General features: G+C 66.5%; 25 protein-coding genes. 4 read left to right on the plus strand and 21 right to left on the minus strand.

What is annotated here, in order from left to right; genetic code table 11:
- Window positions 1-22 precede the first annotated feature (22 nt).
- Entirely contained in the window at window positions 23-3,553 is a 3,531-nt protein-coding gene (locus tag FLM21_RS20570; RefSeq protein WP_148717371.1) for a DUF748 domain-containing protein, read from the plus strand.
- Window positions 3,554-3,561: 8 nt separating this feature from the next.
- On the opposite strand, the gene FLM21_RS20575 is transcribed toward FLM21_RS20570, so the two are convergent.
- The 3 genes from FLM21_RS20575 to trhA form a co-directional block, all read right to left on the minus strand.
- On the minus strand, window positions 3,562-3,981 hold the full coding sequence (locus FLM21_RS20575) for a styrene oxide isomerase (protein WP_148717372.1): 420 nt from the start codon (window positions 3,979-3,981) through the stop codon (window positions 3,562-3,564).
- Window positions 3,982-4,023: 42 nt separating this feature from the next.
- On the minus strand, window positions 4,024-5,331 hold the full coding sequence (locus tag FLM21_RS20580; RefSeq protein WP_148717373.1) for an EAL and HDOD domain-containing protein: 1,308 nt from the start codon (window positions 5,329-5,331) through the stop codon (window positions 4,024-4,026).
- 62 nt (window positions 5,332-5,393) lie between these two features.
- Window positions 5,394-6,011 (minus strand): PAQR family membrane homeostasis protein TrhA, encoded by a 618-nt coding sequence (trhA, locus tag FLM21_RS20585; RefSeq protein WP_148717374.1) that lies wholly within the window; start codon window positions 6,009-6,011, stop codon window positions 5,394-5,396.
- A 122-nt stretch (window positions 6,012-6,133) separates the two neighbouring features.
- Between trhA and wrbA the strand changes: the two genes are divergently transcribed.
- Entirely contained in the window at window positions 6,134-6,736 is a 603-nt protein-coding gene (wrbA, locus tag FLM21_RS20590; protein ID WP_148717375.1) for an NAD(P)H:quinone oxidoreductase, read from the plus strand.
- Between the two features lie 65 nt (window positions 6,737-6,801).
- Here the strand turns inward: wrbA and FLM21_RS20595 are convergent, their stop codons facing one another.
- From FLM21_RS20595 to purE, 6 genes are all read right to left on the minus strand, one after another.
- Complete coding sequence (locus tag FLM21_RS20595; RefSeq protein ID WP_148717376.1) at window positions 6,802-7,680, minus strand: phosphoribosylaminoimidazolesuccinocarboxamide synthase; 879 nt, start codon at window positions 7,678-7,680, stop codon at window positions 6,802-6,804.
- Between the two features lie 100 nt (window positions 7,681-7,780).
- The gene (locus FLM21_RS20600) at window positions 7,781-9,634 is read right to left on the minus strand and encodes a GAF domain-containing protein (protein ID WP_148717377.1); all 1,854 of its coding nucleotides are present in this window, start codon (window positions 9,632-9,634) and stop codon (window positions 7,781-7,783) included.
- Between the two features lie 69 nt (window positions 9,635-9,703).
- Complete coding sequence (locus FLM21_RS20605; RefSeq protein ID WP_148717378.1) at window positions 9,704-10,387, minus strand: DNA alkylation repair protein; 684 nt, start codon at window positions 10,385-10,387, stop codon at window positions 9,704-9,706.
- Between the two features lie 3 nt (window positions 10,388-10,390).
- Window positions 10,391-11,551: a 5-(carboxyamino)imidazole ribonucleotide synthase gene (locus tag FLM21_RS20610; RefSeq protein WP_148717379.1), complete on the minus strand. Its 1,161-nt coding sequence runs from the start codon at window positions 11,549-11,551 to the stop codon at window positions 10,391-10,393.
- Between the two features lie 3 nt (window positions 11,552-11,554).
- Window positions 11,555-11,815, minus strand: a complete 261-nt coding sequence (locus tag FLM21_RS20615; RefSeq protein WP_148717380.1) for a hypothetical protein — start codon at window positions 11,813-11,815, stop codon at window positions 11,555-11,557.
- The gene (gene purE, locus FLM21_RS20620) at window positions 11,812-12,297 is read right to left on the minus strand and encodes a 5-(carboxyamino)imidazole ribonucleotide mutase (RefSeq protein ID WP_148717381.1); all 486 of its coding nucleotides are present in this window, start codon (window positions 12,295-12,297) and stop codon (window positions 11,812-11,814) included. Before purE ends, FLM21_RS20615 begins: the two co-directional genes overlap by 4 nt.
- Window positions 12,298-12,666: 369 nt before the next feature.
- Here purE and FLM21_RS20625 point away from each other — a divergent pair, with 369 nt between their 5' ends.
- The gene (locus FLM21_RS20625; RefSeq protein WP_148717382.1) at window positions 12,667-13,155 is read left to right on the plus strand and encodes a VOC family protein; all 489 of its coding nucleotides are present in this window, start codon (window positions 12,667-12,669) and stop codon (window positions 13,153-13,155) included.
- On the opposite strand, the gene FLM21_RS20630 is transcribed toward FLM21_RS20625, so the two are convergent.
- The 7 genes from FLM21_RS20630 to FLM21_RS20660 all read right to left on the minus strand — a co-directional run bounded on the left by FLM21_RS20630 (window position 13,152) and on the right by FLM21_RS20660 (window position 20,011).
- The gene (locus FLM21_RS20630; protein WP_148717383.1) at window positions 13,152-13,739 is read right to left on the minus strand and encodes a sugar O-acetyltransferase; all 588 of its coding nucleotides are present in this window, start codon (window positions 13,737-13,739) and stop codon (window positions 13,152-13,154) included. The two genes, FLM21_RS20625 and FLM21_RS20630, sit on opposite strands and share 4 nt — an antisense overlap.
- Before the next feature lie 102 nt (window positions 13,740-13,841).
- Complete coding sequence (locus FLM21_RS20635; protein WP_148717384.1) at window positions 13,842-14,222, minus strand: tautomerase family protein; 381 nt, start codon at window positions 14,220-14,222, stop codon at window positions 13,842-13,844.
- Between the two features lie 44 nt (window positions 14,223-14,266).
- Complete coding sequence (locus tag FLM21_RS20640; RefSeq protein ID WP_148717385.1) at window positions 14,267-15,412, minus strand: MalY/PatB family protein; 1,146 nt, start codon at window positions 15,410-15,412, stop codon at window positions 14,267-14,269.
- Between the two features lie 2 nt (window positions 15,413-15,414).
- Window positions 15,415-16,080: an amino acid ABC transporter permease gene (locus FLM21_RS20645; RefSeq protein ID WP_246120779.1), complete on the minus strand. Its 666-nt coding sequence runs from the start codon at window positions 16,078-16,080 to the stop codon at window positions 15,415-15,417.
- A gap of 89 nt (window positions 16,081-16,169) precedes the next feature.
- Window positions 16,170-16,949, minus strand: coding sequence for a transporter substrate-binding domain-containing protein (locus FLM21_RS20650; protein ID WP_148717386.1), 780 nt, complete (start codon window positions 16,947-16,949; stop codon window positions 16,170-16,172).
- Window positions 16,950-17,052: 103 nt separating this feature from the next.
- Window positions 17,053-17,952, minus strand: coding sequence for a DMT family transporter (locus FLM21_RS20655; RefSeq protein WP_148717387.1), 900 nt, complete (start codon window positions 17,950-17,952; stop codon window positions 17,053-17,055).
- Between the two features lie 217 nt (window positions 17,953-18,169).
- Window positions 18,170-20,011 (minus strand): bifunctional metallophosphatase/5'-nucleotidase, encoded by a 1,842-nt coding sequence (locus FLM21_RS20660; protein ID WP_246120781.1) that lies wholly within the window; start codon window positions 20,009-20,011, stop codon window positions 18,170-18,172.
- A gap of 165 nt (window positions 20,012-20,176) precedes the next feature.
- Here FLM21_RS20660 and FLM21_RS20665 point away from each other — a divergent pair, with 165 nt between their 5' ends.
- A complete protein-coding gene (locus tag FLM21_RS20665) occupies window positions 20,177-21,340 on the plus strand; it encodes a benzoate/H(+) symporter BenE family transporter (RefSeq protein WP_148717389.1) in 1,164 nt (387 codons plus the stop codon).
- Window positions 21,341-21,346: 6 nt separating this feature from the next.
- Here the strand turns inward: FLM21_RS20665 and mnmE are convergent, their stop codons facing one another.
- The 5 genes from mnmE to rpmH all read right to left on the minus strand — a co-directional run bounded on the left by mnmE (window position 21,347) and on the right by rpmH (window position 25,253).
- Window positions 21,347-22,681 (minus strand): tRNA uridine-5-carboxymethylaminomethyl(34) synthesis GTPase MnmE, encoded by a 1,335-nt coding sequence (gene mnmE / locus FLM21_RS20670; protein ID WP_148717390.1) that lies wholly within the window; start codon window positions 22,679-22,681, stop codon window positions 21,347-21,349.
- A gap of 119 nt (window positions 22,682-22,800) precedes the next feature.
- Window positions 22,801-24,465 (minus strand): membrane protein insertase YidC, encoded by a 1,665-nt coding sequence (gene yidC / locus FLM21_RS20675; RefSeq protein WP_148717391.1) that lies wholly within the window; start codon window positions 24,463-24,465, stop codon window positions 22,801-22,803.
- 14 nt (window positions 24,466-24,479) lie between these two features.
- The gene (yidD, locus tag FLM21_RS20680) at window positions 24,480-24,671 is read right to left on the minus strand and encodes a membrane protein insertion efficiency factor YidD (RefSeq protein WP_246120783.1); all 192 of its coding nucleotides are present in this window, start codon (window positions 24,669-24,671) and stop codon (window positions 24,480-24,482) included.
- A gap of 55 nt (window positions 24,672-24,726) precedes the next feature.
- On the minus strand, window positions 24,727-25,068 hold the full coding sequence (rnpA, locus tag FLM21_RS20685; protein ID WP_148717627.1) for a ribonuclease P protein component: 342 nt from the start codon (window positions 25,066-25,068) through the stop codon (window positions 24,727-24,729).
- A gap of 50 nt (window positions 25,069-25,118) precedes the next feature.
- Window positions 25,119-25,253 carry a 50S ribosomal protein L34 gene (rpmH, locus tag FLM21_RS20690; RefSeq protein ID WP_148717393.1) on the minus strand — a complete coding sequence of 45 codons (135 nt, stop codon included), beginning with the start codon at window positions 25,251-25,253 and terminating at the stop codon, window positions 25,119-25,121.
- Window positions 25,254-25,416 lie beyond the last annotated feature (163 nt).

Genomic DNA, 25,416 nt, shown 5'->3' on the forward strand with positions numbered 1-25,416 from the left:
TCAGGCGCCCAAGGAAACATTCATGATCGTCGCCCGCCTCGTCCCCCTGCTCCGCGCCCACCGAGTCCGCCGCTATGCCGTCGCCGCCGTGGCAACAATCCTGCTGCTCGGCGTGCTCGGGCACTTCGCATTGCCGCCGCTGCTACGGCCGTGGCTGGAACAGCGCTTGTCAGAAAAACTCGCACGCGATGTGCACATCGGCGAGTTCGCCTTCAACCCCTATACCTTGACGGCGACGCTGGGCGACGTAGCGATCAAGGAGCGCAATGGCGCGCCATTCCTTGCATTCAAGTCACTTTCGGCCAATGCCGAGCTGTGGTCACTGTTCGTCGGCGGCCCGGTGTTCAAGCGCATCGAGCTCGACCAGCCGGCACTGCACCTCGTGCGGTTCAGCCGCGATCGCTTCAATTTCTCCGACCTGCCCGAGCGGCTGCGCAGCGATGCGCCCTCGGACGAGCTGCCGACGTTCTCGTTGAACAACATCATCGTGCGTCAGGGCCGCATCGCGCTCGACGACCGTTACCTTGGCAGCCGGCAGCGGCTCGATGCGCTCGATGTCGCGTTGCCCTTCCTCTCGACGCTGTCCTACCGGGTGGACGACTACGTGGAACCTGCCATTTCCGGGCGGCTCAACGGCGCGTTCTTCAAGCTGAGCGGGCGCAGCCGTCCGTTCGGCGCACACCAGCAGACCACGCTCGACGTCGACCTCGATCGCTTGTCGCTGCCGCAATATCTCGCCTACCTGCCGCTGCCCCATGGCCTGTCGCTACTCAAGGGTACGGTCAGCAGCAAACTGCAGCTGGTGTTCGAGCAGCAGCCGGCGCCGCGCCTGCTGATCCACGGCCATGCGCAGGTCGACGACCTGGCACTGACACGCGACGGCATGGCCCTGGCCGGCTGGAAGCGGCTGGGCGTGCAGATGGTTGCGGTGGAGCCGTTGCGCCAGCGCTATGCCTTCGGCACGGTGAAGCTGGACGCACCGAGTGCCGACCTTGATCGCACGCTGCTGACGCAGTGGCAGCAAGATGCACCCGATGCCGCCACCGCGAGCGACGTCGCGGCCCGGCCCAACCCGCCCGCGCTCCGGCTGAGCATCGCCGCGTTGCAGCTTGCCAGTGGCAGCCTGCGCTGGCGCGACGACACGGTTCAACCGGCAGTGGCCAAGCAACTGAACGAGATCACGCTCGACAGCCGTGGCTTCGCGCTCACGGCACGCACGCCCATCCCGCTGCGCGTCTCGGCCACTGGCGCGGACGGCGAAGCGCTCAGCGCCGACCTGCAGCTGCAGCCGCAACCATGGCGGCTGCGCGGCACGCTGGCAGCGCAACAGCTCGCGCCGGCCACGCTCGCCGGCTACTGGCGACCGGCGCTCGATGCCGAACTGGGCGGCATGGTCTCCGCCAGCGCCGCCATCGAGCTCGGTACCGCGCCGTTTGCACTGCGGCTGAGCAATGGCCGGATCGAGCTGGCCGGCCTCACCATCACGGAACCGCGCGGCCGCACGCCGCTACTGTCCATCCCCTCGCTCATCGCCTCGTCGATCGCACTCGATAGCGCTGCACGCACGCTGGTGGTGGGCGACATCGTGAGCGATGGCGGGCAAGTGCGCTTGACGCTGGATGAACACGGTCAACCAACGGCGCAGCGACTGTTGCAGCCGGCCCAGTCAAATACGACCGCAGCCCCGGCCGACCCACCGTGGCAGATCAGTCTGCCGAAACTCGCGCTCGACGACTGGCGTGCCGAGCTCAGCGATGCGCGGCTGCCCGGCGTGGCACCGGCCGGCTTCCGGCGCATCGGGCTGCAGCTGGCCAATGTCGACAACCACGGTGGGAATGCCACGCTGGCGCTGAGGGCGCGTGGCAAGGCCGGTGGCAACTACCGGATCGATGGCCAGTTCGTGCCGGCGCCGTTTGCCGGGCGCTTCAAGCTCGATCTGACCGACCTCGACGCGGCCTATGCCCAGCCCTACTTCACCCGTTATCTCAACATCACGCTGGCCAGTGGCTTCCTTTCCGCCCGCGGCGAGCTTGATCTGAAGACCGCCCCACGCTTTGATGGCGGCTATCAGGGCGCGCTGCGGGTGAGCCGCTTCCATGCCTTCGACAAGCAAAGCGGCGAGGATTTCCTCAAGTGGCAGACGCTGGAGCTCTCTGGCGTGCGCACCCGTTTTGCGCCGTTCTCGCTCGATGTGGCCGGCGTCGCGCTCAGCGATTTCTACTCGCGGCTGATCCTGTCATCGCAAGGCCGGCTCAACCTGCAGGACATCGTGGTCCGCGACGGCCAAGCCCGTTCGGTCACCCAGGCGGCCTCGGCACCGGCAAGCGTCGAGCCCGCCGAGGACAGCGGCGGCGGGCTGCCGCCGATCCGCATCGGCCAGATCACGCTGGCCGGCGGCAACATCAACTTCAGCGACCTGTTCATCCAGCCCAACTACGGCGCCAACCTCACCGACATGGCCGGCAGCATCGCCGGGCTGTCGACGCAGGCGGGCACCCGGGCGACGCTGGAATTGCGCGGCAGCGTGGACCGAATCGCACCGGTGACGGTGAGCGGCAGCCTCAATCCGCTCGCCGATCCGCTGTTCATCGACATCAAAGGCGGCGTGAAAGGCTACGACCTGACTGCCGCCTCCACCTACGCCGCCAAGTACGCCGGCTACGGCATCGAGAAGGGCAAGCTGTCGATGGATGTGAACTACTACGTCGAGAACGGCAAACTCAAGGCGAGCAATCAGTTGTTCCTCGATCAGCTGACGCTGGGCCAAGCCAGTGGCAGCCCGGAGGCGACCAAGCTGCCGGTGAAGTTCGCGCTGGCGCTGCTCACCGACCGGCGCGGCCAGATCAAGCTCAACCTGCCGATCGAGGGCTCGCTCGACGATCCGCAGTTCCGCATCGGCCGGGTGATCTGGCAGATCGTGGGCAACCTGCTGGAAAAGATCGTCACCGCGCCGTTCGATGCCCTGGCCAGCGCCTTTGGCGACGGCCCTTCGCTGTCGCACATCGTGTTCGAACCGGGCCACGCCACGCTCGATCCGACGGCACGCGGCGCCACGCAGAAACTGGCCGAGATCCTGGCTGACCGCCCCGCGCTCAAGCTCGACATTGCCGGCTGGGCCGATCCGGAGCGCGACGCCGACGGGCTGAAGCGCACACGGCTGCAGGACAAGCTGCGTGCACTCAAGGTGGAGGACCTAGCCGACAAGGGTGCCTCGGTGGACGAAGCGACGCTCGCCGTCACCGCCGAGGAATACCCGGCCTTGCTGAGCCGCGCCTACAAGCAGGAGAAATTCCCCAAGCCGCGCAATGCGGTGGGCTTGGCCAAAACCTTGCCGGCCGACGAGATGGAAAAACTGATCCTCGCCAATACCACGGTCGGCCCGGACGACCTACGCAAGCTGGCACTGGCCCGTGCCCAGGCAGTGAAGGATGCCCTCAAGGCAGCCGGCGTCGACGATGCCCGGCTGTTCGTGGTCACCCCCAAGGTCGACGCCAGCCCACGCGATCTCCAGGAAGGCACGACATCGCGGGCACAGCTCAAGCTGCAGGGCTGAAATAGCGGCTAGATCGCCAGGGCACAGGCAACGACCAGCAATGCGGCGGCCAGCAAGGAGGTCAGCGCGCCGATGAGATTGCCTGCATACACCAGCTGCGCCAGCAGCGGACCGCCCGCCGCCAGGCCACGATGCCCCCGGCTGGCACCGAGCGGCAGGGCGAATGCGAAGGCATAGCCGGACACGATCAAGGCAGCGGCAATGGCCAACGCCAAGCCGGGTGCGGCATGCAACAGCGGCAACAGTGCAGCCACCGCCAGCATCAGTGTCGCGCCGATCGGCAGGCTGGCATGCGCCACCCGCCACGCATGTATGGTCTGCACCGGCCGTTCGGCCTTGATCGCCTGGGCATAGGGTGCGCCGCAGAGCAGGCCGATCAGCAGCAGGATGGCGCCATGCAGCGCCAGGTGTCGGGCAATGGATTCCATGCAGACTCGCGAAGGACAGGGACCGGCGATCGCGGCGACCGGTCAGGCCGCCAGCACCTCGCCGGCCCAGAACTGCGCCTCCAGCAGGGCGCGATTGAGCTGGGCATAGCTGACGCCGCATTCGGCCAGCAGCACATCATCGGGGCCGTCGCCCTCCTCCGCGAGGATGGCAAGGCGCAGCCAGGGGCCGAAGCGGCCTTCACGGCTCAGCAGGGCGATACGCATTTCCTCCGGCAGCTCGATGCGGGCGACGATGGACCACAGCGGCAGGCGCAGCAGCGCCTCCAGATAGGAGAACATGCCGGCCGAAAACAGCTGCTCGCCCTCGATCTTGCCCAGCCGTTCGCCACCGAGCAGCTCCAGGGTACGGGCCCGGGTCAACGCTGCTTCCAGCAGGGTGTCCTGCAACGGGTCGCTGTCATCGAGGCTGAACATCAGCAACGACAGCCAGCGGTAGAGCGGGCGGTGGCCGAGCACGGTGATCGCCTGCTGCAGGCTGTCCACCTTGCGGGCGAGCCCGCTGGCGGCGGAGTTCACGTAGCGCAGCAGCTTGAAGCTGAGCAGCGGGTCGACGCGGATCACCTCGGCGATCTGCTCGAATTCGGCCCCGGCGCGGGTCAGGTTCAACGCCTCGATCAGCCGCAGGTAACCGGCATCGAGCTCGGCATGGCTGTCGATGCCGCGCGCCTCGTAGAAAAGGCCCTGCACCAGCTCGAACTGCATCTCGCTGACCGCCAGGTATTCCTCGAACTGGTCGACCTGGCTGGCGATGCGCCGGCAATGCGGTGCCACGCGCATCAGCACGTTCACCCGCTGGCTGAGCTGGGCAAGATCGAGCTCGCGGATCGGCACGCGTAGGTAGTCGGCCAGCTCGATGATGGCCACATCGCGCGGCAGGCCTTCGAAGCCGATCAGGTAGCCCGCGGCGCGCAGCGCCTGCAGCGCGGTGGCCTCAGGCGGCGGATGGTGCGCCAGGCCGAACAGCAGCACCACCTGCTCGGCGTTGGGCAGCGGATGCAGCAGCGGCAGATCGGCGGACAACGGCGACAGGCTGACCAGCGTCAGGGCTTCGCGGGTGCCGCCACGCCCCATGCGCTCGGCGAGCTCGCGCAGCACGATCTCATCGCACAGCCGCACGCTACGCGCCACTGGCGCAACGCGCGTCAACGGCTGGTGCAGGTGGTATTCGTGCCCCACCAGCTTGAGCTGGGCATCGACCAATGGCCGCCGACGCAGGATGCCGCGCTCCCAGTCCGGCTCATGGCTCTGCGGCACGACGGTATCGGGCCCTTCCGGGGCCTCGTCGGGCGATGGGTTCTTGCGCAGGCGTTGCAGCAGCTTGTCGAACATGGCGTCGTCGTCGGTTTCGGTTCCTGCAAACTAGCGTACCGCCGTGCCCGGAACAAGGCGCTTCAGTGTACGTAGCGCAGGATGCTCACGTACTGGCACAGGCTGCCCGCCAGTACGAACAGATGCCAGATGCCGTGGCCGTGCCGGATACGCTCGTCGAATACGAAGAACACGATGCCCACGGTGTAGAACAGTCCGCCCGCCGCCAGCCAGGCCAGGCCCGCGGTCGGCAGTGCCGCCACCAAAGGCCCCATGGCAAACAGGATCAGCCAGCCCATCAGCACGTAGATCAGCAGCGAGAACACCCGGGTGCGCCGGCCCAGCCACAGCTCCTGCACGATGCCGAGAATGGCAAGACCCCAGTTGATGCCGAAGATGCTCCAGCCCCAGCCGCCGCGCAGCGTCACCAGTGTAAATGGCGTGTAGCTGCCGGCGATCAACAGGTAGATCGCGCAATGGTCCAGCCGCTGGAATACCTGCTTGGCGCGGCCCCTGAGCGAGTGGTACAGCGTGGAGATGCTGTAGAGCAGGATCAGCGTGGCGCCGTAGATGGATACGCCGACGATCTTCCAGGCATCGTCGTACAGGCTGGCTGCGACAATGGCGTAGCTGGTGCCGGCCACGGCGAGCAGCGCACCGGCCAGGTGGCTGTAGCCGTTGAAACGCTCTCCGTAATACATGTGCCCCTCCCCGGCATCACCAAGCGCCACGATAGCGTCATGCCTGCGCGCTGTCTGGTGAAAATGGCAACCTGAAGCAGCTATGGTGAGGTGTTGCCTACTCCTCGCACAAGGAGCGAACGATGAGCAAGCTGCTGGTGGTGTACTACTCGATGTATGGCCATATCGAAACCATGGCACACGCGGTGGCCGAGGGCGCACGCTCGGTCGACGGGACCGAGGTCACGGTCAAGCGGGTGGCCGATATCATGCCGGAGGAAGCGGCCAAGAAGGCCGGTGCCAAGCTCGACCAAGCCGCGCCGATCGCCCAGCCCGCCGAGCTCGCAGACTACGACGCGATCATCTTCGGCACGCCCACTCGCTTCGGCAACATGTGTGCGCAGATGCGCAACTTCCTCGACCAGACGGGCGGGCTGTGGGCCAAGGGAGCACTGATCGGCAAGGTGGGCAGCGTGTTCACCAGCACCGCCACCCAGCACGGCGGCCAGGAAACCACGCTGACCTCGTTCCATACCACGCTGCTGCACCACGGCATGGTGGTGGTCGGCGTGCCGTATTCCGAGGCGCGGCAGATGACGTTGTCCGAGATCAGCGGCGGCAGCCCGTATGGCGCCACCACCATTGCCGCCGGTGACGGCAGCCGCCAGCCGTCCGAGAACGAGCTCGCCATTGCCCGCTTCCAGGGTACGCATGTGGCCGGTATCGCCAAGAAGCTGGCCGGCTGAATCTGCCAAGCGCGAAAAAGCCGGGGCATGCCCCGGCTTTTTCATGGTGCGAACAGCGTGGCCGATCAACCGGTCAGCTTCTCCAGCGCTTCGCGATACTTGGCAGCGGTCTTCTCGGCCACGTCCTGCGGCAGCGCCGGCGCCGGCGGGGTCTTGTCCCAGCCGGTGGTTTCCAGCCAGTCACGAACAAACTGCTTGTCGTAGGACGGCGGATTGCTGCCCGGCGCGTACTGGTCGGCCGGCCAGAAGCGGCTGGAATCGGGCGTCAGCGCTTCATCCATCAGGCATAGCGTGCCGCGTTCGTCGAGGCCGAACTCGAACTTGGTATCGGCGATGATGATGCCGCGGGTGGCGGCGAACTCGGCGGCGGTCTTGTACAGCAGGATGGCGGTATCGCGCACCTTGGCGGCAAGCTCGGCACCGATCAGCTCGGCGGTCTCTTCGAACGAGATCGGCTCGTCGTGATCGCCCACGGCAGCCTTGGTCGACGGCGTGAAGATCGGCTCGGGCAGCTGGTCCGCTTCGCGCAGCCCCGGCGGCAGCGTCACACCGCTGACCTTGCCACTCGCCTTGTAATCCTTCCAGCCGCCACCGGCGAGATAGCCACGCACCACGGCCTCGACCGGTACCGGCTTCAGGCGCTTGCATACCACGGCACGCCCTTCCACCTGCGGGCGATCAGCCGCGCTGACCACGTCTTCCGGCGCATCGCCGGTGAAGTGGCTCGGCACCACGTCCTTCAGCTTGTCGAACCAGAAATTGGAGATCGCGGTCAGGATCTTGCCCTTGTCCGGGATCGGCTCGGCGAGGATCACGTCGAACGCCGAAAGCCGGTCGGTGGCAATCATCAGCATCCGTGTCGCATCGATCTCGTACAGATCGCGCACCTTGCCCGAATAGATCTTCTTCAGGCTGCTGAGGTTGGTGGTGGTGAGGCCGGACATGATGGCTACGCTTCCCGATCGCAAAGACGCAATTATGCCAGCGATACGCGACCGATGCGGACTCCACGCCACGCCCCGCGCGACGGCTGGCCTGCGGCAGTCAGCGGACCAGCGCAGCAGGTTGCGGGGCCAGATCGCGGAATTCGGCGAGTGCGTGGGCGATCTGCTCCAGCCTTACCAGCAACCGCTGGCTGTCGGCCTGGCTCTCGGCGACGCCCTCGTCCCCCGGCCAGCGCTGCAAACGCCCCGCCAGCAGGGCCGCGTCGGCCTGGGCGCCGGCGAGCGGGGCTGCCAGGTGATCGGCCAGCCCGACCAGGTGCTGGCGGATCTGGATCAGTTCGTGTACCCGTGCCAGCTGCAGCGCAATCGACGGCAGATCGGGCGATGCGTCGGCGAGCAAGGCATTGGCCTGGTCCAGCGCCGCGGTGAGCTCGGTGAATGCCAGGGCCAGGCTGCGGCGCTCGTGCTGCACCAGCACCCGCACCATCAGATCGGCCAACATGCCACCCAGCAGCGCATCGTCCGGCGTCCAGTTGCGCTGATTGCCACGATGCTCGACCAGCAGCACGCCGCGGATGCGGCCGCCGACGCGCAGCGACCAGGCCATCAACGAAGCAATGCCGCGCTGCTTGAGCTCCGCTCCGGTGACCTCCCAGGCATGGCGGTGGTGCAGGGCGTCATGCGCGACCAGCGGCGCCGCCTGCTGCAGCCAATCGAACCAGGCCGGATAAGCCTGCCTTGACCAAGCCGGCAATACCTCGGGGGCAGCCGGGCCGGTCGCGGCCACACAGCGCAGCAGGCCGGCCTCCTCATCCAGCACCCAGGCGCTGGCCGCGGAGATGCCGAGGATGGGGATCGCCTCTTCCAGCACCAGTCGGCGCGCGGCATCCAGATCCGGCGCATCGAGCTGCGGGTTGGCCGCCAGCGCCGCCAGCCGGCGCGAGGCACTGGGCCGCAGCGCATCGCCCTGCACTGCCGGCTGCGCCGCCCGGCCCATCTGTCCCTGGTAGCGCACGTGCTGCTGCAGATGCGAGTACGCCAGCACCACATCGCCGCCAGCCTCGGCATAGCGCGCGGCGGCGCCATGCAGCCGCTGCAGCAGGTGCTGATAGTCGCTCTCCTCGGCCAGGGCGATGCCTTCATTGGCAATGGCCAGCGCGCGTTGCGGGTTGCCGAGCCGGATATTGACCTCGGCCTGCAAGGCGATGGCGTTCACTTCCACCCAGCGATAGGCGACGGTCTGCGCCAGCTGGCGCGCCTCGATCAGGTCGGACGAGGCTTGCGCCAGATCGCCCTCGGCCAGGCTGATCTCGCCCAGGCGAAAGCGCGCCTCGGCGGCATAGTCGAGCAGATAGTGCTCGAGGCAGACCACCAGCGCCTCGGACAGCAGCACCCGCGCCTCGATCCTATCGCCAAGCTGCACCAGGTTGACCGCGAGATTGATGCGGATCTTGGCCGCGAGATAGTGATCGTGCTCCTCGCCCATGCGCGACAATGCGGCACGATGATGGGCAACGGCCTGGGCATGGTTGCCCAGCGCGTCGTACACCTGACCGAGGCCGACCTTGCCGTAGATCCAGCTCTTGGCTTCCCCGCCGGGCTGCTCGGACAGCTCGACGCAGCGCGTCCAGTACTGCGTGGCCAGCCGGTATTCGCCGGTGGTGTAGTAGCTGCGCGCGATCTGCTCGGCCAGCCGCGCCTCGGCGGCGAAGGCCTGTGTGGCTTCCGCCAGCTGCAACGCCTCGAACAGCAGGTTGCGCCCCTCGTAGTTCTTGACGAGGCCATAGAGCTCGGTCGCCGCGAGCTGGGTGGCGGTGTCGTGGGCAGCGCGGGCGCTACGGATCAGGCGCTCGCAGCGCTCGATCGCATCGTCCTTGTGGTTGTTGATGCGCTGGCGGATCGCTTCGAGCTCGGCGGCGTGCGCCGCGAGGATGCCGGGGGGCTGGCTGGTCATGGGTGGGCGCGGGAGTCGTTTTCTTGCAGCTTAGTTCAGCCCCCTTGCGGCCGCCCTGCCGCTTGGCGCTCAGGCCAGGTGCTTGGCCGCCTCGCGGCGCGACAAGGCCGACAGCGAAGCGCCCTCGGCATCGAGGAAAGCCCGCACCGCATCGGGTGCCGTGCGTGCGTACTGGCGCAACGCCCAGCCGATGGCCTTGCGGATGAAGAAGTCGGGATGGCCGGCACTGCCGCGGCAGTAGCGGAACAGCCGCTCGGCATCGGTATTGGCGCCGTAGCCGAGCTGGAAGAGGATGGCGGCACGCCGGTGCCACAGCCGCTCGCCGGCAGCCCAGACATCCAGCGTGGGCAACAATGCCGGATGCTGCGCCACCAGCGGCCCGAGTACCTGCGCGGCAAGGCCGTCGACGCTGTCCCACCACGATTTGCTGTCGATCAGCGTATCGAGCAGCGGCAGCGCTGCAGCGCTCAGGCTCTGTGCCCGATCCGCCAGCAGATCGCAGGCGACCATCTGGCACTCGCGCCATGGCTGCTGCCATAGTCGGGCGGCGGTTTCCAGCCGTTCGACTTCGGTCAGCCCGCGTCGCGCCGTAGCGATCAACGGCTGGGACAAGGCCCGCCGCTGCGGCGTCTTGACGCCGGCGAAATCGAACTGATCGCGCATGTAGCGTCGCATCGCCGCCGCGTCAGCCGCATCGCCGGCGCTGCGCAACCCTTCGACGATGGCGTCGACGAAGCGCTCGGGCGTCAGCATCGCTCAGGCGTCGGCCGGGGTCCGCTCGCCGGCCAGCGTGGCGCGGATCGCCTCGGCCTGCTCCAGTGCGGCATCGCTGCTGCCCGCCAGCACGTTGAAATGGCCCATCTTGCGCCCGACCCGCGCCTCGCGCTTGCCGTAGAGATGCAGCTTGGCATTGGGTGCGGTCAGCAGCACTTCCCAGTTCGGCTCCGCACCGCCGTCGCCCCACACGTCGCCCAGCAGGTTGACCATCACCGCTGGCGACAGCAGATCAGTTCGGCCCGGATACAACCCGCACATGGCGCGCACCTGCTGCTCGAACTGGCTGGTCAGCGTGGCATCCAGCGTGTAGTGCCCGCTGTTGTGCGGACGCGGCGCCATCTCGTTGATCACGAGCTCGTCGCCATCAAGCACGAAGAACTCGACCGCCAGCACGCCAACGTAGTCGAGCGACTCGGCGAGCTGCATCGCCATCTGCCGCGCACGCTCGGTCACCGCCGGCGCGATGCGCGCCGGGACGATGGAAACATCGAGGATGCCGCCCTCGTGGCGGTTTTCCGCCACCGGGAAGCTCACCACCTCGTTGCGGCTGGTGCGCGCCACGATGACCGAGACCTCGGCCACCAGCGGCAGCATCTTTTCCAGCACACAGGCTTGGTGCTTCAGCTCGGACAGCGCGTAGCGCGCCTCCTCTGCCGTCTTTACCCGCACCTGACCCTTGCCGTCGTAACCGAGGCGCGCGGTCTTGAGGATGCCGGGCAGGTAGGGCGACAGGTCGCCTTCCAGGTCCTTGGCCGTATGCACGGCAAGGAACGGTGCCGTGGAAAGGCCAGCCTTGCGGATGAAGGTCTTCTCGACGATGCGGTCCTGTGCAATCGCCACGCACTCACCCGACGGCGAGACCGGTACGCGCTGCGCGGCCAGCCACTTCATCGAATCGGCGTTGACGTTCTCGAACTCGGTGGTGATCGCCGCACAGCCGGCGGCAAGCTCGGCGAGCGCCGCCTCATCGGTATACGGCTTGCACAGGTGGACATCGGCGAAATCAGCGGCCGGGGCCTGCGGATCGGGGTCGAGCACGGTCACCCGGTAGCCCATGGTCTTGGCGGCTGCGGCGAACATGCGCCCGAGCTGGCCGCCGCCGAGGATGCCCAGCATGGCCGGTGGCAGGATAGCCTTCACGATTTACTCTTCCTGTTTCTCTTTCAATGACTGTAGCTGGCTGTAGCCCCACTGGCCCCAGCCGTAGAATGCGCCGGCCACGAAGCCCAGCGGCAGATTGTCCGGCACCGCCCGCCAGAAATCGCTGGCGCGGCCGGTCATGACCTCGACCACGGCAAAGGCGAGCGCAAAGGTCACGCCCCACACCAGCGCCCCGCGTACCAGCACGCAGCGCAACCAGCCTTCGCGGCGGATGCGCTGCCAGCGGGACTCGCTCAGGGTCATACCTCGGGCAGCGTCATCGCCAGCACGGTTTCTTCCTGGCGCTTGCGGAACGCCGCCAGCGCCTCACCAAGGGCCGGCTGCTGCGCCGCCAGCATCGCCACGGCGAAGAGGCCGGCATTGGCGGCACCGGCTTCGCCGATGGCGAAAGTCGCCACCGGGATGCCCTTGGGCATCTGCACGATGGACAGCAGCGAATCCTCGCCCCGCAGGTACTTGGACGGCACCGGCACGCCCAGCACCGGCACCGTGGTCTTGGCCGCCAGCATGCCCGGCAGGTGTGCCGCGCCGCCGGCACCGGCGATGATGGCGGTCAGGCCGCGCGCCTCTGCGGTCTCGGCGTATTCGAACAGCAGGTCGGGGGTGCGGTGCGCGGAGACCACCCGGCACTCAAACGCCACACCGAAGGCCTTGAGCTGTTCCGCAGCATGGCGCATCACTTCCCAGTCGCTGTTGCTGCCCATGACGATGCCGACTTGCACCATGCCTCTTCCCTCGGGAAAAAGGGGCAATTGTACCGAATCCGTCGGTCACGTCGTCAGCTTGCTGATCGATGGGTCGCCCAGCCGGGCTTTTCCCAGATTGCGCATGTCATCCATCGGTGACGTACGTGAGAATATCAATATTGACTAATATTTATCTTGTAAGGAAAATAGATCATGAATGTTGACCGGCATAGCTGCCTGGTTTCATTTCCATCCTCTGTTTGAAACGCCAACCCCGGTTGGCGTTTTTTTTTGCCGCTGCCACGCAAGCGCCACCGTTCGTCTCACGGATGCCTCCGACCGAGCCAAGGCGCAAACCCAGGCCGCCCGGTGAGTCTAATAGCGCATCGTCCCGTAAAGGAGCGCGCCATGACCGCCCAGGCCATTCCCGACGGCTACGCTGCCGGCATCCCCTACCTGACCGTGAAGGACGCGGCCGCCGCGATCGCCTTCTACCAACGCGCCTTCGGAGCCGAGGAGATACTGCGCCTGCCCACGCCCGACGGCCAGATCATGCACGCAGAGCTCAGGATCGGCGCGGTCAACCTGATGCTGAGCGAGGAGGCGCCACAGTGGGGCGCGCTCAGCCCACAGACCATCGGCGGCTCCGCCACCACCATCATGTTCTACGTCGCGGATGCGGATGCCGCCGTGGCACAGGCGGAAAGCGCCGGCGCCACGGTGACGATGCCGGTGGCGGACCAGTTCTGGGGCGATCGGAGCGGCGCGCTGACCGATCCGTTCGGCCACAAATGGATGATCTCGACCCACATCGAAGATGTCAGCGCCGTGGAAATGCAGCGCCGCGCCACCGCAATGTTCGCCGACAACGGCCCTTGCAGCGCGAACCCTGGCTAGAGCCGATCGCGCAGCGCGTACATCGTGGCGGGATCAGGCGGATCGAGTTCGCGCACCACGCGGCACGGGTTGCCCGCGGCCAGCACGCAGGACGGCACGTCGCGCGTGACCACGCTGCCGGCGCCGATCACGCTGTGATCGCCGATGGTGACACCGGCGCAGATGATGGCGCCGGCGCCGATCCACACGTTCTCGCCAATGGTGATGGGCCTGGACCAGAACGCCCATTGCTGGCGCTCGGCCGGGTCCACCGGATGGGTCACGCCATGGATCTGTACGTGCGGCGCGATCAGCGTGTAGTCGCCGATGGTCACCGGCGCTGCGGCGGCGATGGTGACGCCGGCATTGATGAACACCCGCCGCCCCAGGTGCACGTCGCTACCGCGGGCCAGGATGAACGGCGCGGCCACGTTGGTTTCCTCGCCGCAACTGGCAACGAGCTCGGGCAGCATGGCATGGCGCTCGTCCCAGCTGAGCGTCGGATCGTTGTAGCGCCGCAGCAATTCGGCCTCCCGCATGAAGCGGGCGCGGTTTTCCGGATTGGCGATATCGTCGAAGCCGACGCGAAGCAAGGTGTCGTTCATGGGCAGCGCAACTGAGGGATAAAAGGCCAGCTTACGCCAGCCGCCCCCACGTTGCCGCACAAGCCGGCGGCTCGGCAAGTCCGGCCAAGTTGCGGTGCCTAGCTACCAGCGCACGATCTGCCCGGCATCGAACACGCGGCCGGCCTTGGCACGGCGATGCTGGATGAACACGTTGTCCACCGGCAGGCCGGTGCGGCGCGCCAGGCTGTCCGCCAGCACCTGCAACATCTTCTCGACTGTGGCCGGTGGATGGAAATCGGGCGTCACCAGCTCCACCAGCAGCGGGTGGCTGCCCCGCGGCTGCCGCTGCGCGGATCGACCGCCGACCGCATAGTGACCCGGCTCCAGCCAGCGCCAGGTGACAGTGATGTGCTCCAGGCCAACGCCGGCCGCCTCGGCAAAATCGACGCTGAAGGCCTCGATGGCGGAGGCGACATCGAAGGCGGATTCGAACGGTAATGCCTGGATGTGAATGAAGGGCATGGCGGGCTCCGGCAGTCGGCTCCCGCTTACCTTAGCCCATCCATTCAGGCCACGCCGAGTGCCTTGCGCATGCGCGCCAGCGCCTGGGTCAACGTGGCCTCGGGGCAGCCGAAATTCAGCCGCACGAAGCCCGGCAAGCCGAAATCGGCCCCGTCCGACAAGCCAACGCCAGCTTCCTCGAAGAAGCGCTGCGGCGAGGCAATGCCGGCGCTGCGGCAGTCGATCCAGGCGAGGTAGGTTGCTTCGGGCGGGGCGACGCGCAGGCCGGCCACCCCGTCGAGCGCTTCGATTACCCGGTCGCGATTGTGGCGCAGCACGGCAATCAGCTCATCGCGCCATGTAGCGCCATCGCGGTATGCCGCCTCGGCCGCCACATAGCCCAGTAAATTCACGTGCGGCACGATGCCGCGCATGGCGCGCTGGAATGCGTGGCGCAGTCCGGCGTCGGCAATGATGGCAAACGCGCAGGCAAGGCCGGCGACGTTGTAGGTCTTGGACGGCGCCATCAGCGTGATGGTGCGTGCCGCCAGCACCGGCGACAGCGTGGCCAGCGGCGTGTGGCGTGCGCCAGGCTCCAGCAGCAGGTCGCAATGGATCTCGTCGCTGACCACGGTGAGGTCGTGTCGCAGGGCGATGGCAGCCAGCCGATCCAGCTCGTCCGCCGTCCAGACCCGGCCCACCGGATTGTGCGGGTGGCACAACAACAGCGTGCGCGCCCCGGCCGCCTCGCGCTCCAGCGCCGCCCAGTCCCAGCGCCAACCCTCGTCGCCTGTTGGCTCCAGCAGCGGCACCTTCAGCAATGGCCGGCCGGAGAACGCCGGCGCGGACATGAACGGCGGATAGATCGGCGTTGCGCTGAGCACCCCATCGGCCGCGCCGCCGGTAGCGCGGCAGGCAATGTTGAGCCCGGCCACCAACCCCGGCAGCGGCACCAGCCATTCGGGCGCCACGGTCCAGCCATAGTCGCGCCACATCGCGCCGAGCACGGCGGCAATCACGCCCGGCGTCGGCTCGCTATAGCCGAAGCTCGCGCTCGCCACCCGCTGCTGCAGCGCCGCGGTGATCTCGGGCGGGCTGGCGAAGTCCATGTCCGCCACCCACAGCGGCAGCACGTCGCGACCGGCGTATTTGTTCCACTTGATGTTGTCTGCGACCGCTTGCACGGCCGGGGTGGTGAAGTCGTAGCGCATCGTTACCTCTGGTGGGCCAGTTCCAGCCGCGCCTCCACCCAGCGCTGCACCCGCTCGAAGGCGGCGCTCATCAGCCAGTAGAGCGCCGCGGCGGCAAGATACAACGGCAGCGGCTGGAAGGTCTGCGCGATCACTTCCTTGGTCGCCAGCATCAGTTCGGTGACGGTGATCACCGACACCAGCGACGTATCCTTGATCAGGCTGATCAGGCTGTTGGAGAGGCTGGGCACCGCCAGCCTGAGCGCCTGCGGCGCCACCACGTGGCGCATGGTCTGCCACCAGGTCAGCCCCAGCGAATAGCCGGCCTGCCATTGCCCGATGGTGACACCGGCAATGGCGCCGCGCATCGATTCCGAAAGATAGGCCGCCACGTTCAGTGTCAGTGCCAGCACGCCGGCGGTCACCGGCTCGAACGCGATGCCGACGCTGGGCAGGCCGTAGTAGATGACGAAGATCTGCACCAGCAGTGGCGTGCCACGCATCGCGCTGACGTAAATCGCCGCCAGCTGCGCCAGCAGCGGCACCTTTGCAATACGCAGCAGCGCCACCACGAAGCCGAGCGCCAGCCCCAGCACCATGGCCGCCAGCGCAAAGCCCAGCGTATAGAGCGCGCCCTTGAGCAGGAAAGGCCAGGCGAGCGGAATCAGGTCCAACCAGATTTGCAGCATGCAGATCATCCAAGGCAAAGCCCCCGGGCACCGGGGGCTTCGTCATTCTAGGCCCAGCAGGCCGGTGTTTCGCAGCGTGCCGCAGGCAACTAGTTGGCCTTGGGCGGCTTGGAAACGTCGCTGCCCAGCCACTGGGTGGAGATCTGCTTGAAGCGCCCTTCGCGGATCAGGTCCTGCAGCGCCTTGTCGATGGCGGCCTTGAACTTGGGATTGCCCTTGGCAAACGGGATGGCCGAGGTGACCACCTCGCCAACCGGCGCACCGGCCTTCACCGGCAGCCTGGATTCCTTGATCGCGAACGGAATCATCAGGCTGTCGTTCAGCGCCGCATCGAGCCGGCCTTGCGCCAGATCCTGCAGGTACTCCGGCGCACCCGGATAGGTCTTCACATCGATGCCCGGCACGGCCTTGGCCATGTCGGCGTAGTTGGTGCCCAGACCCAGGCCCAGCTTCTTGCCCTTGAGATCATCCAGCGATTTGAACTGGCGCGTCTCGTTCTTGCGCACGATCAGCTGGGCGCTGGAATAGGTGTAGGGCACCGAGAAATCGAACACCTCGCGGCGCTTGGCATTGTCGCCCACCTGGTTGATCACCACGTCGAACTTGCCGGCCTGCAGCCCGGCCAAGAGGCCGCTCCACTCACCGGTGACAAACACCGGCTTCACGCCCAACTTGGTGGCGATGGCCTTGGCCAGATCCACCTCGAAGCCCACTAGCTCGCCTCGCTTGTCCTTGAAATTGAACGGCGGGTAGGTGCCTTCCAGCGCCACCTTCAACGTGCCGTTGGCCTTCACCGTATCGAGCAGGTCGGCCGCCACGGCCCGAGCACCTGCGGCCACCAGGGCCAGCGCGATCAACAGTCGTTTCATCATAACTCCAAGTTTGAAGTGATAATTTCAAAATTCCATCAAAGCATAAAACACGCGATCTGGACTGGCTACTGCGGTTAGTGCTTATGCCCACCGTGCCGCGCTACTTGCTGCGCCCGACCAGCGCCACACCGGCCAGCACCACCAGTGCGCCCAGCCATTGCAATGGCGTCAGCACCTCGCCCAGCACGCCCATGCTCATCACGATGGTGAGTACCGGCCCCACGCTGCCGATCACCGCAGCCCGCCCGGCGCCGATGCGCTGCACCGCCATGTTCATCAGATAGACCGGCAGCACCGTGGATACCAGCGCCATCACCGCCGCCCACCCATACACCGGCCATGGCTGCACCAGTGCCGCCAGCGGCCGGGTGGCGACGAAATGCAGCAGCATGGCGATCGCGGCGACGGCCAGCGCCAGCTCGGTGAAGCGCAGCGCGCCGACGCGGGCGATCACCGGCGGGCTGAAGGTCAGGTAGAACGCGAACGCCACCGTGCTGGCCACGATCCAGGCCAAGCCCGCCACATCGACCCGCGCCTGCGCCAGATCCACTCCGACCACCAGCGCGATGCCGACATAGGTGAGTAGCAGGGCCGCCTTCATCCGCCCGGTGATCGCGTGGCCGAAGCACCAGGCCGACAACAGTACCGTCAGCGTCGGATACAGATAGAGCACCAGCCGCTCGATGCTGGCGCTGACGGTCATCAGGCCGGTGAAATCGAAGATGCTGGCGAGGTAATAGCCGAGCAGGCCCAGCCCCAGCACAGCACCCCAGTCCCGCCACGCCAGCGGCGACTCGGATGCCCGCCGCCAACTGCGCACCAAGCCGACGATCAGCAACACCCCCGCCAGCCGTAGTGCGAGCAGCGTGACCGCGTCGACGCCGTGGCGATAAGCCAGCTTGACGAATACCGCCTTGGCGGCAAAACCGGTGGCGGACAGTAGCGCCAGCACGGTGGCGGTGCGAAGGGCGGCAGGATCGGGGGAGGTGGCGGACATCATGGCTCCAGAAGTGAGAGGGAGCCGCGACGGGATGAAAACCAGGAACCACCGCGGCAAACCCACGGTGGCGAAAAACACGCGCTACCGCAGGGGGCTGTGCAGCCACCAGGCGGTCAGTGTTTTGGCGAAAGAGGTGATGTTGCGGTGCGACATGGGCACTACCGTAACAGCCCGCTCGCGCCGGCGTCAAACCATCCAAGATGGTGGTGACCCAGGTTCACGGCGTATCGATAAAGCGCTGTGTGCTGTACTCGGCGTCCGGCAAGCGGGCGAGTACTTTCGACGGGCCGGGCAGGCTGTCGAGATAGGCGAGAAAGGCTTCGGCATAGTCGAGGCCCACGTCGAGCCGGCGCTCACCGGTGATGGCTTTCAGCGGTGTGTAGTAGTCACCACCATCGGCAAGGAAATCGCTGGTGACCAGCGTGTAGCTGCGCGCCGGCTCCAGCGGCACCCAGCGACCTTGCTGTTTCACTTCCAGTGCATGGAAGCGACTGCCCGCTGGCCGGTTCAAGTCCGCCTGCCAGCGCAGCCCGGCGGCGTACGGATAGCTGCCGGTATTCCCGGCAATGACGGCAGCGAGGGCGGCTTCCAGGGTGGCCTTGAGCTCAGCGCCGCTGAGGTGGAGCCGCTGTAGCGTGTTCCTGAATGGCAGCGCGGTATAGATGCGCCGCACGTCCACCTCGCCGGCCGGCAGGTCGACGCGCACGCCGCCGCCGTTCTGCAGTGCGATCTCCGCGCCGAAATACCGTTGCCCCTGGGCGAGAAAGGCGGCAGCGACCAGCTGCTGCACGTCGCCACCGTGTGCGATGCCGTGCGGGTCGCGGTTGCAGGCGTCGCCAAGTGTCGAGCGGCTGGGGTCGCGTCGGCTGCCCGGCACCCGGCGCAAGCATAGGCCACTGGTGGCTTGGGCAACCACCTTGCTGCCGAATGCTTCCCGCTGCCGCGCGTAGGGCGCGAGCGCGGCTTGCGCCGAAGCATCCGGCGCGGTGATGCGCAGCACGCCGCCAGCGGCAATATCCGCAAGGACCGCCGCACGCTGCGTCGCCTGCAGTGTGCGGGCCCCCTGGCGGAAATCGTCGCCGATCAGCACGTGCGGCCTGCCGCGGCAGCCAGTGACCTCGCCGGCAGCATCGAAATCAACCGTCAACTCGCCAACCACATAGGCGTACTGCCACGCCTGCACGATGCATACCGGCTTGCCATGGCGATCCACCACCCGCGTTGGGTAGGGGCCGGCCGGGCTCAGGCCATACGCCTGGAGTGCTGCCGGCCCCAGCAGCGTATGGCTATCGCCACCAACGATGACATCAACGCCATCGAGCCGCGCCGCCAGTGCCTGATCCTGTTGGTAACCGTAGTGGCTCTGCACGATGATCTTGTTCACGCCCGCCGCGCGCAGCCGGTCGATCTCGGTCTGGGCGCGCTCGGCCTCGTCGCCGAACTGGGTATCGGCATCGGGACGCGAGGCGTGCTTGGTCTTGCCGGCGATGGTGATGCCGACAAGGCCGATGCGCTGCCCGCCGCGTTCGATCACGGCGGAGGGCCGCACCAGTCCTGGCGCCCGATCGGAATGCAACGGCGAGCCAGCGCCGAAGTCGACATTGGCCGACAGCACCGGCGTCTGGCAGCTGCCGGCATGCAGGAAGCCGATAAAGCGCTTCAAGCCAGCATCGCCGCGATCGAACTCGTGGTTACCCAGCGTGAAGCTGTCGAAGCAGACCACGTTCATCAGCGCGGCATCGGCCTCACCATCGCTCAGGTTGAAGTAGAGATCGCCGGTGACAGCATCACCGGCGTGGATCTTGATCACGTTGGGATGATCGGCTGCCAGTGCCTTGATCGCAGCAGCGACACGGGCAAAGCCGCCGTGCTCCACGTCGACTGCCTCACGGCCGTTGCCGGTATCGAGCTGCAACGCTAAGCGCTCGGGATCGAGGTGCGAGTGGTGGTCGTTGAGATGCAGCAGCGTCAGCGAGAATGGCGCAGCGGGCGGATTGGGCGCGAGCGCACCCGGGCCTGCGCAACCCGCCAGCCAAAGCACGATACTTAGCCATGCCATTGCCACCCTCTGCATCGCGCGCCTCCGGCCGCTGGGAAACCACGATGTTCGCTGCCGGCGATGAAGCCGGCATGACAGTGTGTGGCCGGAAAGCAGCCCAGCTGTCACTGTCATGATGGCCGGGGCGACCATGACAATGGCAGCAGGCCCAACCAGGAGTGCCGCATGCGCCTGATCGAAGATTTCTCGCTGTCCGCCGTCGTGGCGGGTTTCGTCACCGTGCTGGTCGGCTTCACCAGCTCGGCGGTGATCGTGTTCCAGGCCGCCCAGGCGCTGGGCGCGGGCCCGGCCGAGATCGCCTCGTGGATGTGGGCACTGGGCCTGGCGATGGGGCTGACCAGCATCGTCCTGTCGCTGCGATACCGTGTGCCGGTGGTCACCGCCTGGTCGACGCCGGGGGCAGCACTGCTGGTGACCAGCGTGGCCGGCATCTCGATGCCCGAAGCGATCGGCGCCTTTATCGTGTGCGGCGTGCTGATCACCATCGCCGGCGCCACCGGCTGGTTCGAGCGCGCCATGGCGCGTGTACCGGTCGCCATTGCCTCGGCCATGCTGGCCGGGGTGTTGCTGCGCTTTGGCATGGCCGCGTTCACCAGCCTGCAGAGCCAGTTCGTGCTGGTGCTCGCCATGCTCGGCACCTATCTCGCGATGCGCCGGCTCAAGCCGCGCTACGCGATTCCACTGGTGCTGCTGGTCGGCACCGTCATCGCCGCACTGCAGGGCCAGTTGCACCTGGGTGAGGTGCACTGGCAACTGGCGTCGCCGGTGTTCACCATGCCGACGCTGTCGTGGCAGGCGCTGCTGTCTGTGGCGCTGCCGCTGTTCCTCGTCACCATGGCCTCGCAGAACATTCCCGGCGTGGCGGTGCTCAAGGCGTCGGACTATCACCCGCCGCTGTCGCCGGTGATTGCCAGCACCGGGCTGACCACGGTGCTGCTGGCCCCATTCGGCGCCTTCGCCATCAACCTCGCGGCCATCACCGCCGCGATCTGCATGGGTCGCGAGGCGCACGAGGACAAGGACAAGCGCTATATGGCCGCTGTCGCGGCGGGGGTGTTCTACGTGATCGTCGGCCTGTTCGGCGCCACCGTCGCCGCGCTGTTCGCCGCCTTCCCCAAGGAGCTGGTGCTGGCCCTGGCCGGGCTCGCGCTGATCAACACCATCGGCAATGGCCTGCTCGCCGCGGTAAAGGACGAAGCGCAGCGCGAGCCGGCGCTGATCACCTTCCTCGTCACCGCTTCGGGTCTGACGCTGTCCGGCATCGGCTCGGCGTTCTGGGGGCTGGTGGCGGGCGGCCTTGCCTATGTGGCGCTGAACTGGCGGCGTTGAGCTCGCCTACTTCCCAATGCAGAACTTGCTGAAGATCACGCCCAGCAAATCATCCGAAGTGAATTCGCCGGTGATTTCATTGAGCGCGTTCTGCGCGAGGCGCAGCTCTTCGGCAAGCAGTTCGATCTGTTGGTAGGCCACCGCTGCGGTGTCGAGGTGGGTACTGGCACGGCGGATGGCATCGAGGTGGCGCTCGCGGGCGATGAAGACGCCGTCGTCGCTGCCTCGCCAGCCCACGTGGTGCAGCAAGCGCTGGCGTAGCGCTTCCAGGCCCTCGCCGCCTTTGGCGGAGACGTGGACCACGTCACGGGCGACATCGCCGGGCACGTCGCCAGTGAGGTCGATCTTGTTGAACACGCGCAGTACCGGCAGCGCCTTGGGTAGGCGCGTGAGGATGTCGAGATCGTGCCGGGTAACCCCCTCGCGGCTGTCGACCAACAGCAGCGCCAGATCGGCCTTCTCGACCGCCGCCCAGGTGCGGGCGATGCCGATGCGCTCGACCGGGTCGTCGGTTTCGCGCAGGCCGGCGGTATCGATCACGTGTACGGGAACGCCATCGATCAGGATCAGCTCGCGCACCGTATCGCGGGTGGTGCCAGCGATCTCGGTGACGATGGCGATGTCTTCGCCCGCAAGGGCATTCATCAGGCTGGATTTGCCGACATTGGGCTGACCGATCAGCACCACGTGCATGCCTTCGCGCAGCAGCTTGCCCTGCGTTGCCGTCATCAGCACGCGGGCGAGCTGGCCCTGGATGGTGCCGAGCTGGCCGCGTGCGTCGGCGGCGGCGAGGAAGTCGATGTCCTCCTCGGGGAAATCCAGCGTGGCCTCGACCAGCATGCGCAGATGGATCAACGCGTCGACCAGCGCGCGTACTTCCAGCGAGAACGCACCGTCGAGCGATTTGAGCGCGGAGCGCGCAGCGGCCTCCGATTGCGCGTCAATCAGGTCAGCCACCGCCTCAGCCTGGGCGAGGTCAAGCTTGCCATTGAGGAAGGCACGCTTGGAGAACTCGCCGGGCTCGGCGTGGCGCGCACCGAGCTCGATGCAGCGCTTGAGCAGCATGTTCATCACTACCGGACCGCCATGGCCCTGGATCTCCAGCACATCCTCGCCAGTGAAGGAGTTGGGGCCGGGGAAAAACAGTGCGAGGCCCTCGTCGATGGCACTGGTGTCGGCCGCGCGAAAGCGGGCGAAATGGGCGTGGCGGGCGGTGAGTGGCCGGCCGATCAGGCCTTCGACGATGGCGTCGAGCCGGCGACCGGACACGCGGATCACACCGACGCCGCCGCGACCGGGCGCGGTGGCAATGGCGGCGATGGGCTCAGGGATATACAGCATGGTGCAAAAAATCTGGATCGGGGCCACAACGGCGCAAGCCTATCACATGCTGCAACCGCACATGAGCCGTGGCGTGCAACAAAAAACCGCCCCGGAGGGCGGTTTCTGTGGCATTTGGATCAAGCTGGCTTGGCTTCGGCCTTGTCGATCTGCCGGGTAATCCACCATTGCTGCAGGATGGACAGGCAGTTGTTCACCACCCAGTAGATCACGAGGCCGGCCGGGAAGAAGAAGAAGAACACGCTGAACGCCAGCGGCATGATCTTCATCATCTTGGCCTGCATCGGATCGGGCGGGGGCGGCGACAGCAGCGTCTGCACGTACATCGACACCGTCATCAGTACCGGCAGCACGTAGAACGGATCCTTCAGCGACAGGTCGGTGATCCACAGGATCCACGGCGCCTGGCGCAGCTCGACGGCGGCCAGTAGCGCCCAGTACAGCGCGATGAACACGGGGATCTGCACCAGCATCGGCAGGCAACCACCGAGCGGGTTCACCTTCTCCGTTTTGTACATGTCCATCACGGCCTGCTGGAACTTCATCTTGTCGTCGCCGTACCGCTCCTTCATCTGCTGCATGCGCGGAGCCAGCTTGCGCATCTTGGCCATGGAACGGTAGCTGGCCGAAGCCAGCGGGTAGAACGCCAACTTGATCAGCACGGTGAGCAGCACAATCGCCCAGCCCCAGTTGCCGACCACCTTGTGGATCTGGTCCAGCACCCAGAACAGCGGACGAGAGAACACGGTGAAATAGCCGTAGTCCTTGACCAGATCAAAATCTGTCGCAACATCGTTGAGAATCCGAGTTTCCTGCGGGCCGACGAACAGCGGCACGCTGGTCTCGAACTTGCCGCCGGCAGCAATCTGCGGCAGGCGCACGATCAAACCGGCCGAGTAGAGGCCGTCGGACAGGCGCTTGACTTCGTATTCGCACGGCTTGGCACCGCACACAGACGGCTGACCCTTGGGCGAGGCGATCCAGGCACTGGCGAAGTAGTGCTGCACCATCGCCACCCAGCCATCCGGGGCCTGCTTCACGTAATCGGCCTCTCCCTTGTCAATTTTGTTGAAAGCAAGGGTTTGAAATTTAGCTGCCTGCGTATAAACCGCAGGACCAGTGAAGGTATGCGTGCCGAAGAAGCCGGGGTTCTCGACATGGCCATCGCGCAGCAGACGATAGTAGGCCGAGGCCGCCAGCGGCTTGCTGCCACCGTTGACGATCTCGTACTTCACGTCGACGAGGTAGGAGCCGCGCTTGAAGGTGTAGACCTTGGCGATCTGCACCCCATCGGGGCCAGGCGCGGTCAGGCGCACTGCCAGCGTGTCCTGGCCATTGGCCAGTGCGTACTGGCTGGCGTCGGCCTTGAAAGTGGCACGGTGCGTCGGCAGGCCGTCACCCAGCAGGCCGGTCTGGGCCACGTAGGTCTGATCCTTGCCGTCGTTCAACAGCAGGAACGGTTGCTCCGGCTTGCCCTGGGTGCCGTGCTTGAGCAGCGCGACGCGACGCAGGTCGGCACCGATGGTGTCGATCTCGACATCCAGCAGGTCGGTCTTCACATGGATGCGCTGGCCCGACTGCAAGCGACCGGAATCGGGCGCGGTCGCCGTGGTGGCGGCAGTGTCCTTGCCGGCCTGCGGCAGCTCGCTGCCGGCCGGGGCGCTGCTGCTGGCGGTCGCCGGTGCCTTGGCGGCCGGCGGGTACCGGTGGTCCATCCACTTCTGCCAGGCAAACAGAATGCCGAAGGACAACGCGATAAACAGGATCAGTCTCTTGGTATCCATCGTGGGCTCAAGAATCAGGGAACGGGGTCATAGCCGCTGCCGCCCCAGGGATGGCAGCGCGAAAGACGGCGAATTGTAAGCCAGCCACCGCGTAGGGCGCCATATTTCGCCAAGGCCTCAACGGCATAGTGCGAGCAGCTCGGGGTATAGCGGCAGCGGGGGCCGAGCAAGGGGCTGATCGTGTACTGATAGAGTTTCACCAGCATGATGCCGGCACCTGCCGCCAAGCCCCGCGTTCCGACCGGCCGATCCGGACAACGTTCACACATGGGGCGAGGGCGGCACGCGGCCACGCAGGCGGCGAAACAGCTGGATCAGCGCCTCGCGCGCGGCTGCGCCATCGGCGCGGCCGAACGCACGGCGCGGCCGCACCACCAGATCGATCCCGACGAGCTCGGCGGCGGCAAGGCGGAAACGTTCGCGCACGGTGCGCTTGATGTAGTTGCGCACCACCGCCCGTTTGTCGGTCCGGCGGCCGACCACCACGCCGAGTCGCGCCACAGGCAGACCGTTCGGCCGGCCGAGCACCTGGAAGAACTCGTTGCTGACCGACAGGCGCAAATTAAAAACGGATGAAAACTCATCCGTTTTGAGTAGGCGCATGGCCCGCGTATAGCGATAGCGGGAAGCGCCTTGCACGGCGCGCTGCAGGCTTAGGCCGACAGGCGAGCGCGACCCTTGGAGCGGCGAGCGGCGATCACGCCACGGCCACCACGGGTCTTCATGCGAGCGCGGAAACCGTGGGTGCGCTTGCGACGGATAACGGAGGGTTGGAAGGTACGCTTCATGATGGAATTCCTGGCCGGACTAAGTAAACCGTTAATTACACTGCCAAATTCCGTCAATGTCAACCATTGCCGCGAGTCGGTCCTGTGACGCGCCTGTGGATAACTGAGACGCAAGCGACTAGAATCTGCACCTCACCCCCGCCATCCGCACTCACTCCCGCGT

Origin of the sequence: Chitinolyticbacter meiyuanensis (assembly GCF_008033135.1) — a bacterium.
GTDB lineage: Bacteria > Pseudomonadota > Gammaproteobacteria > Burkholderiales > Chitinibacteraceae > Chitinolyticbacter > Chitinolyticbacter meiyuanensis.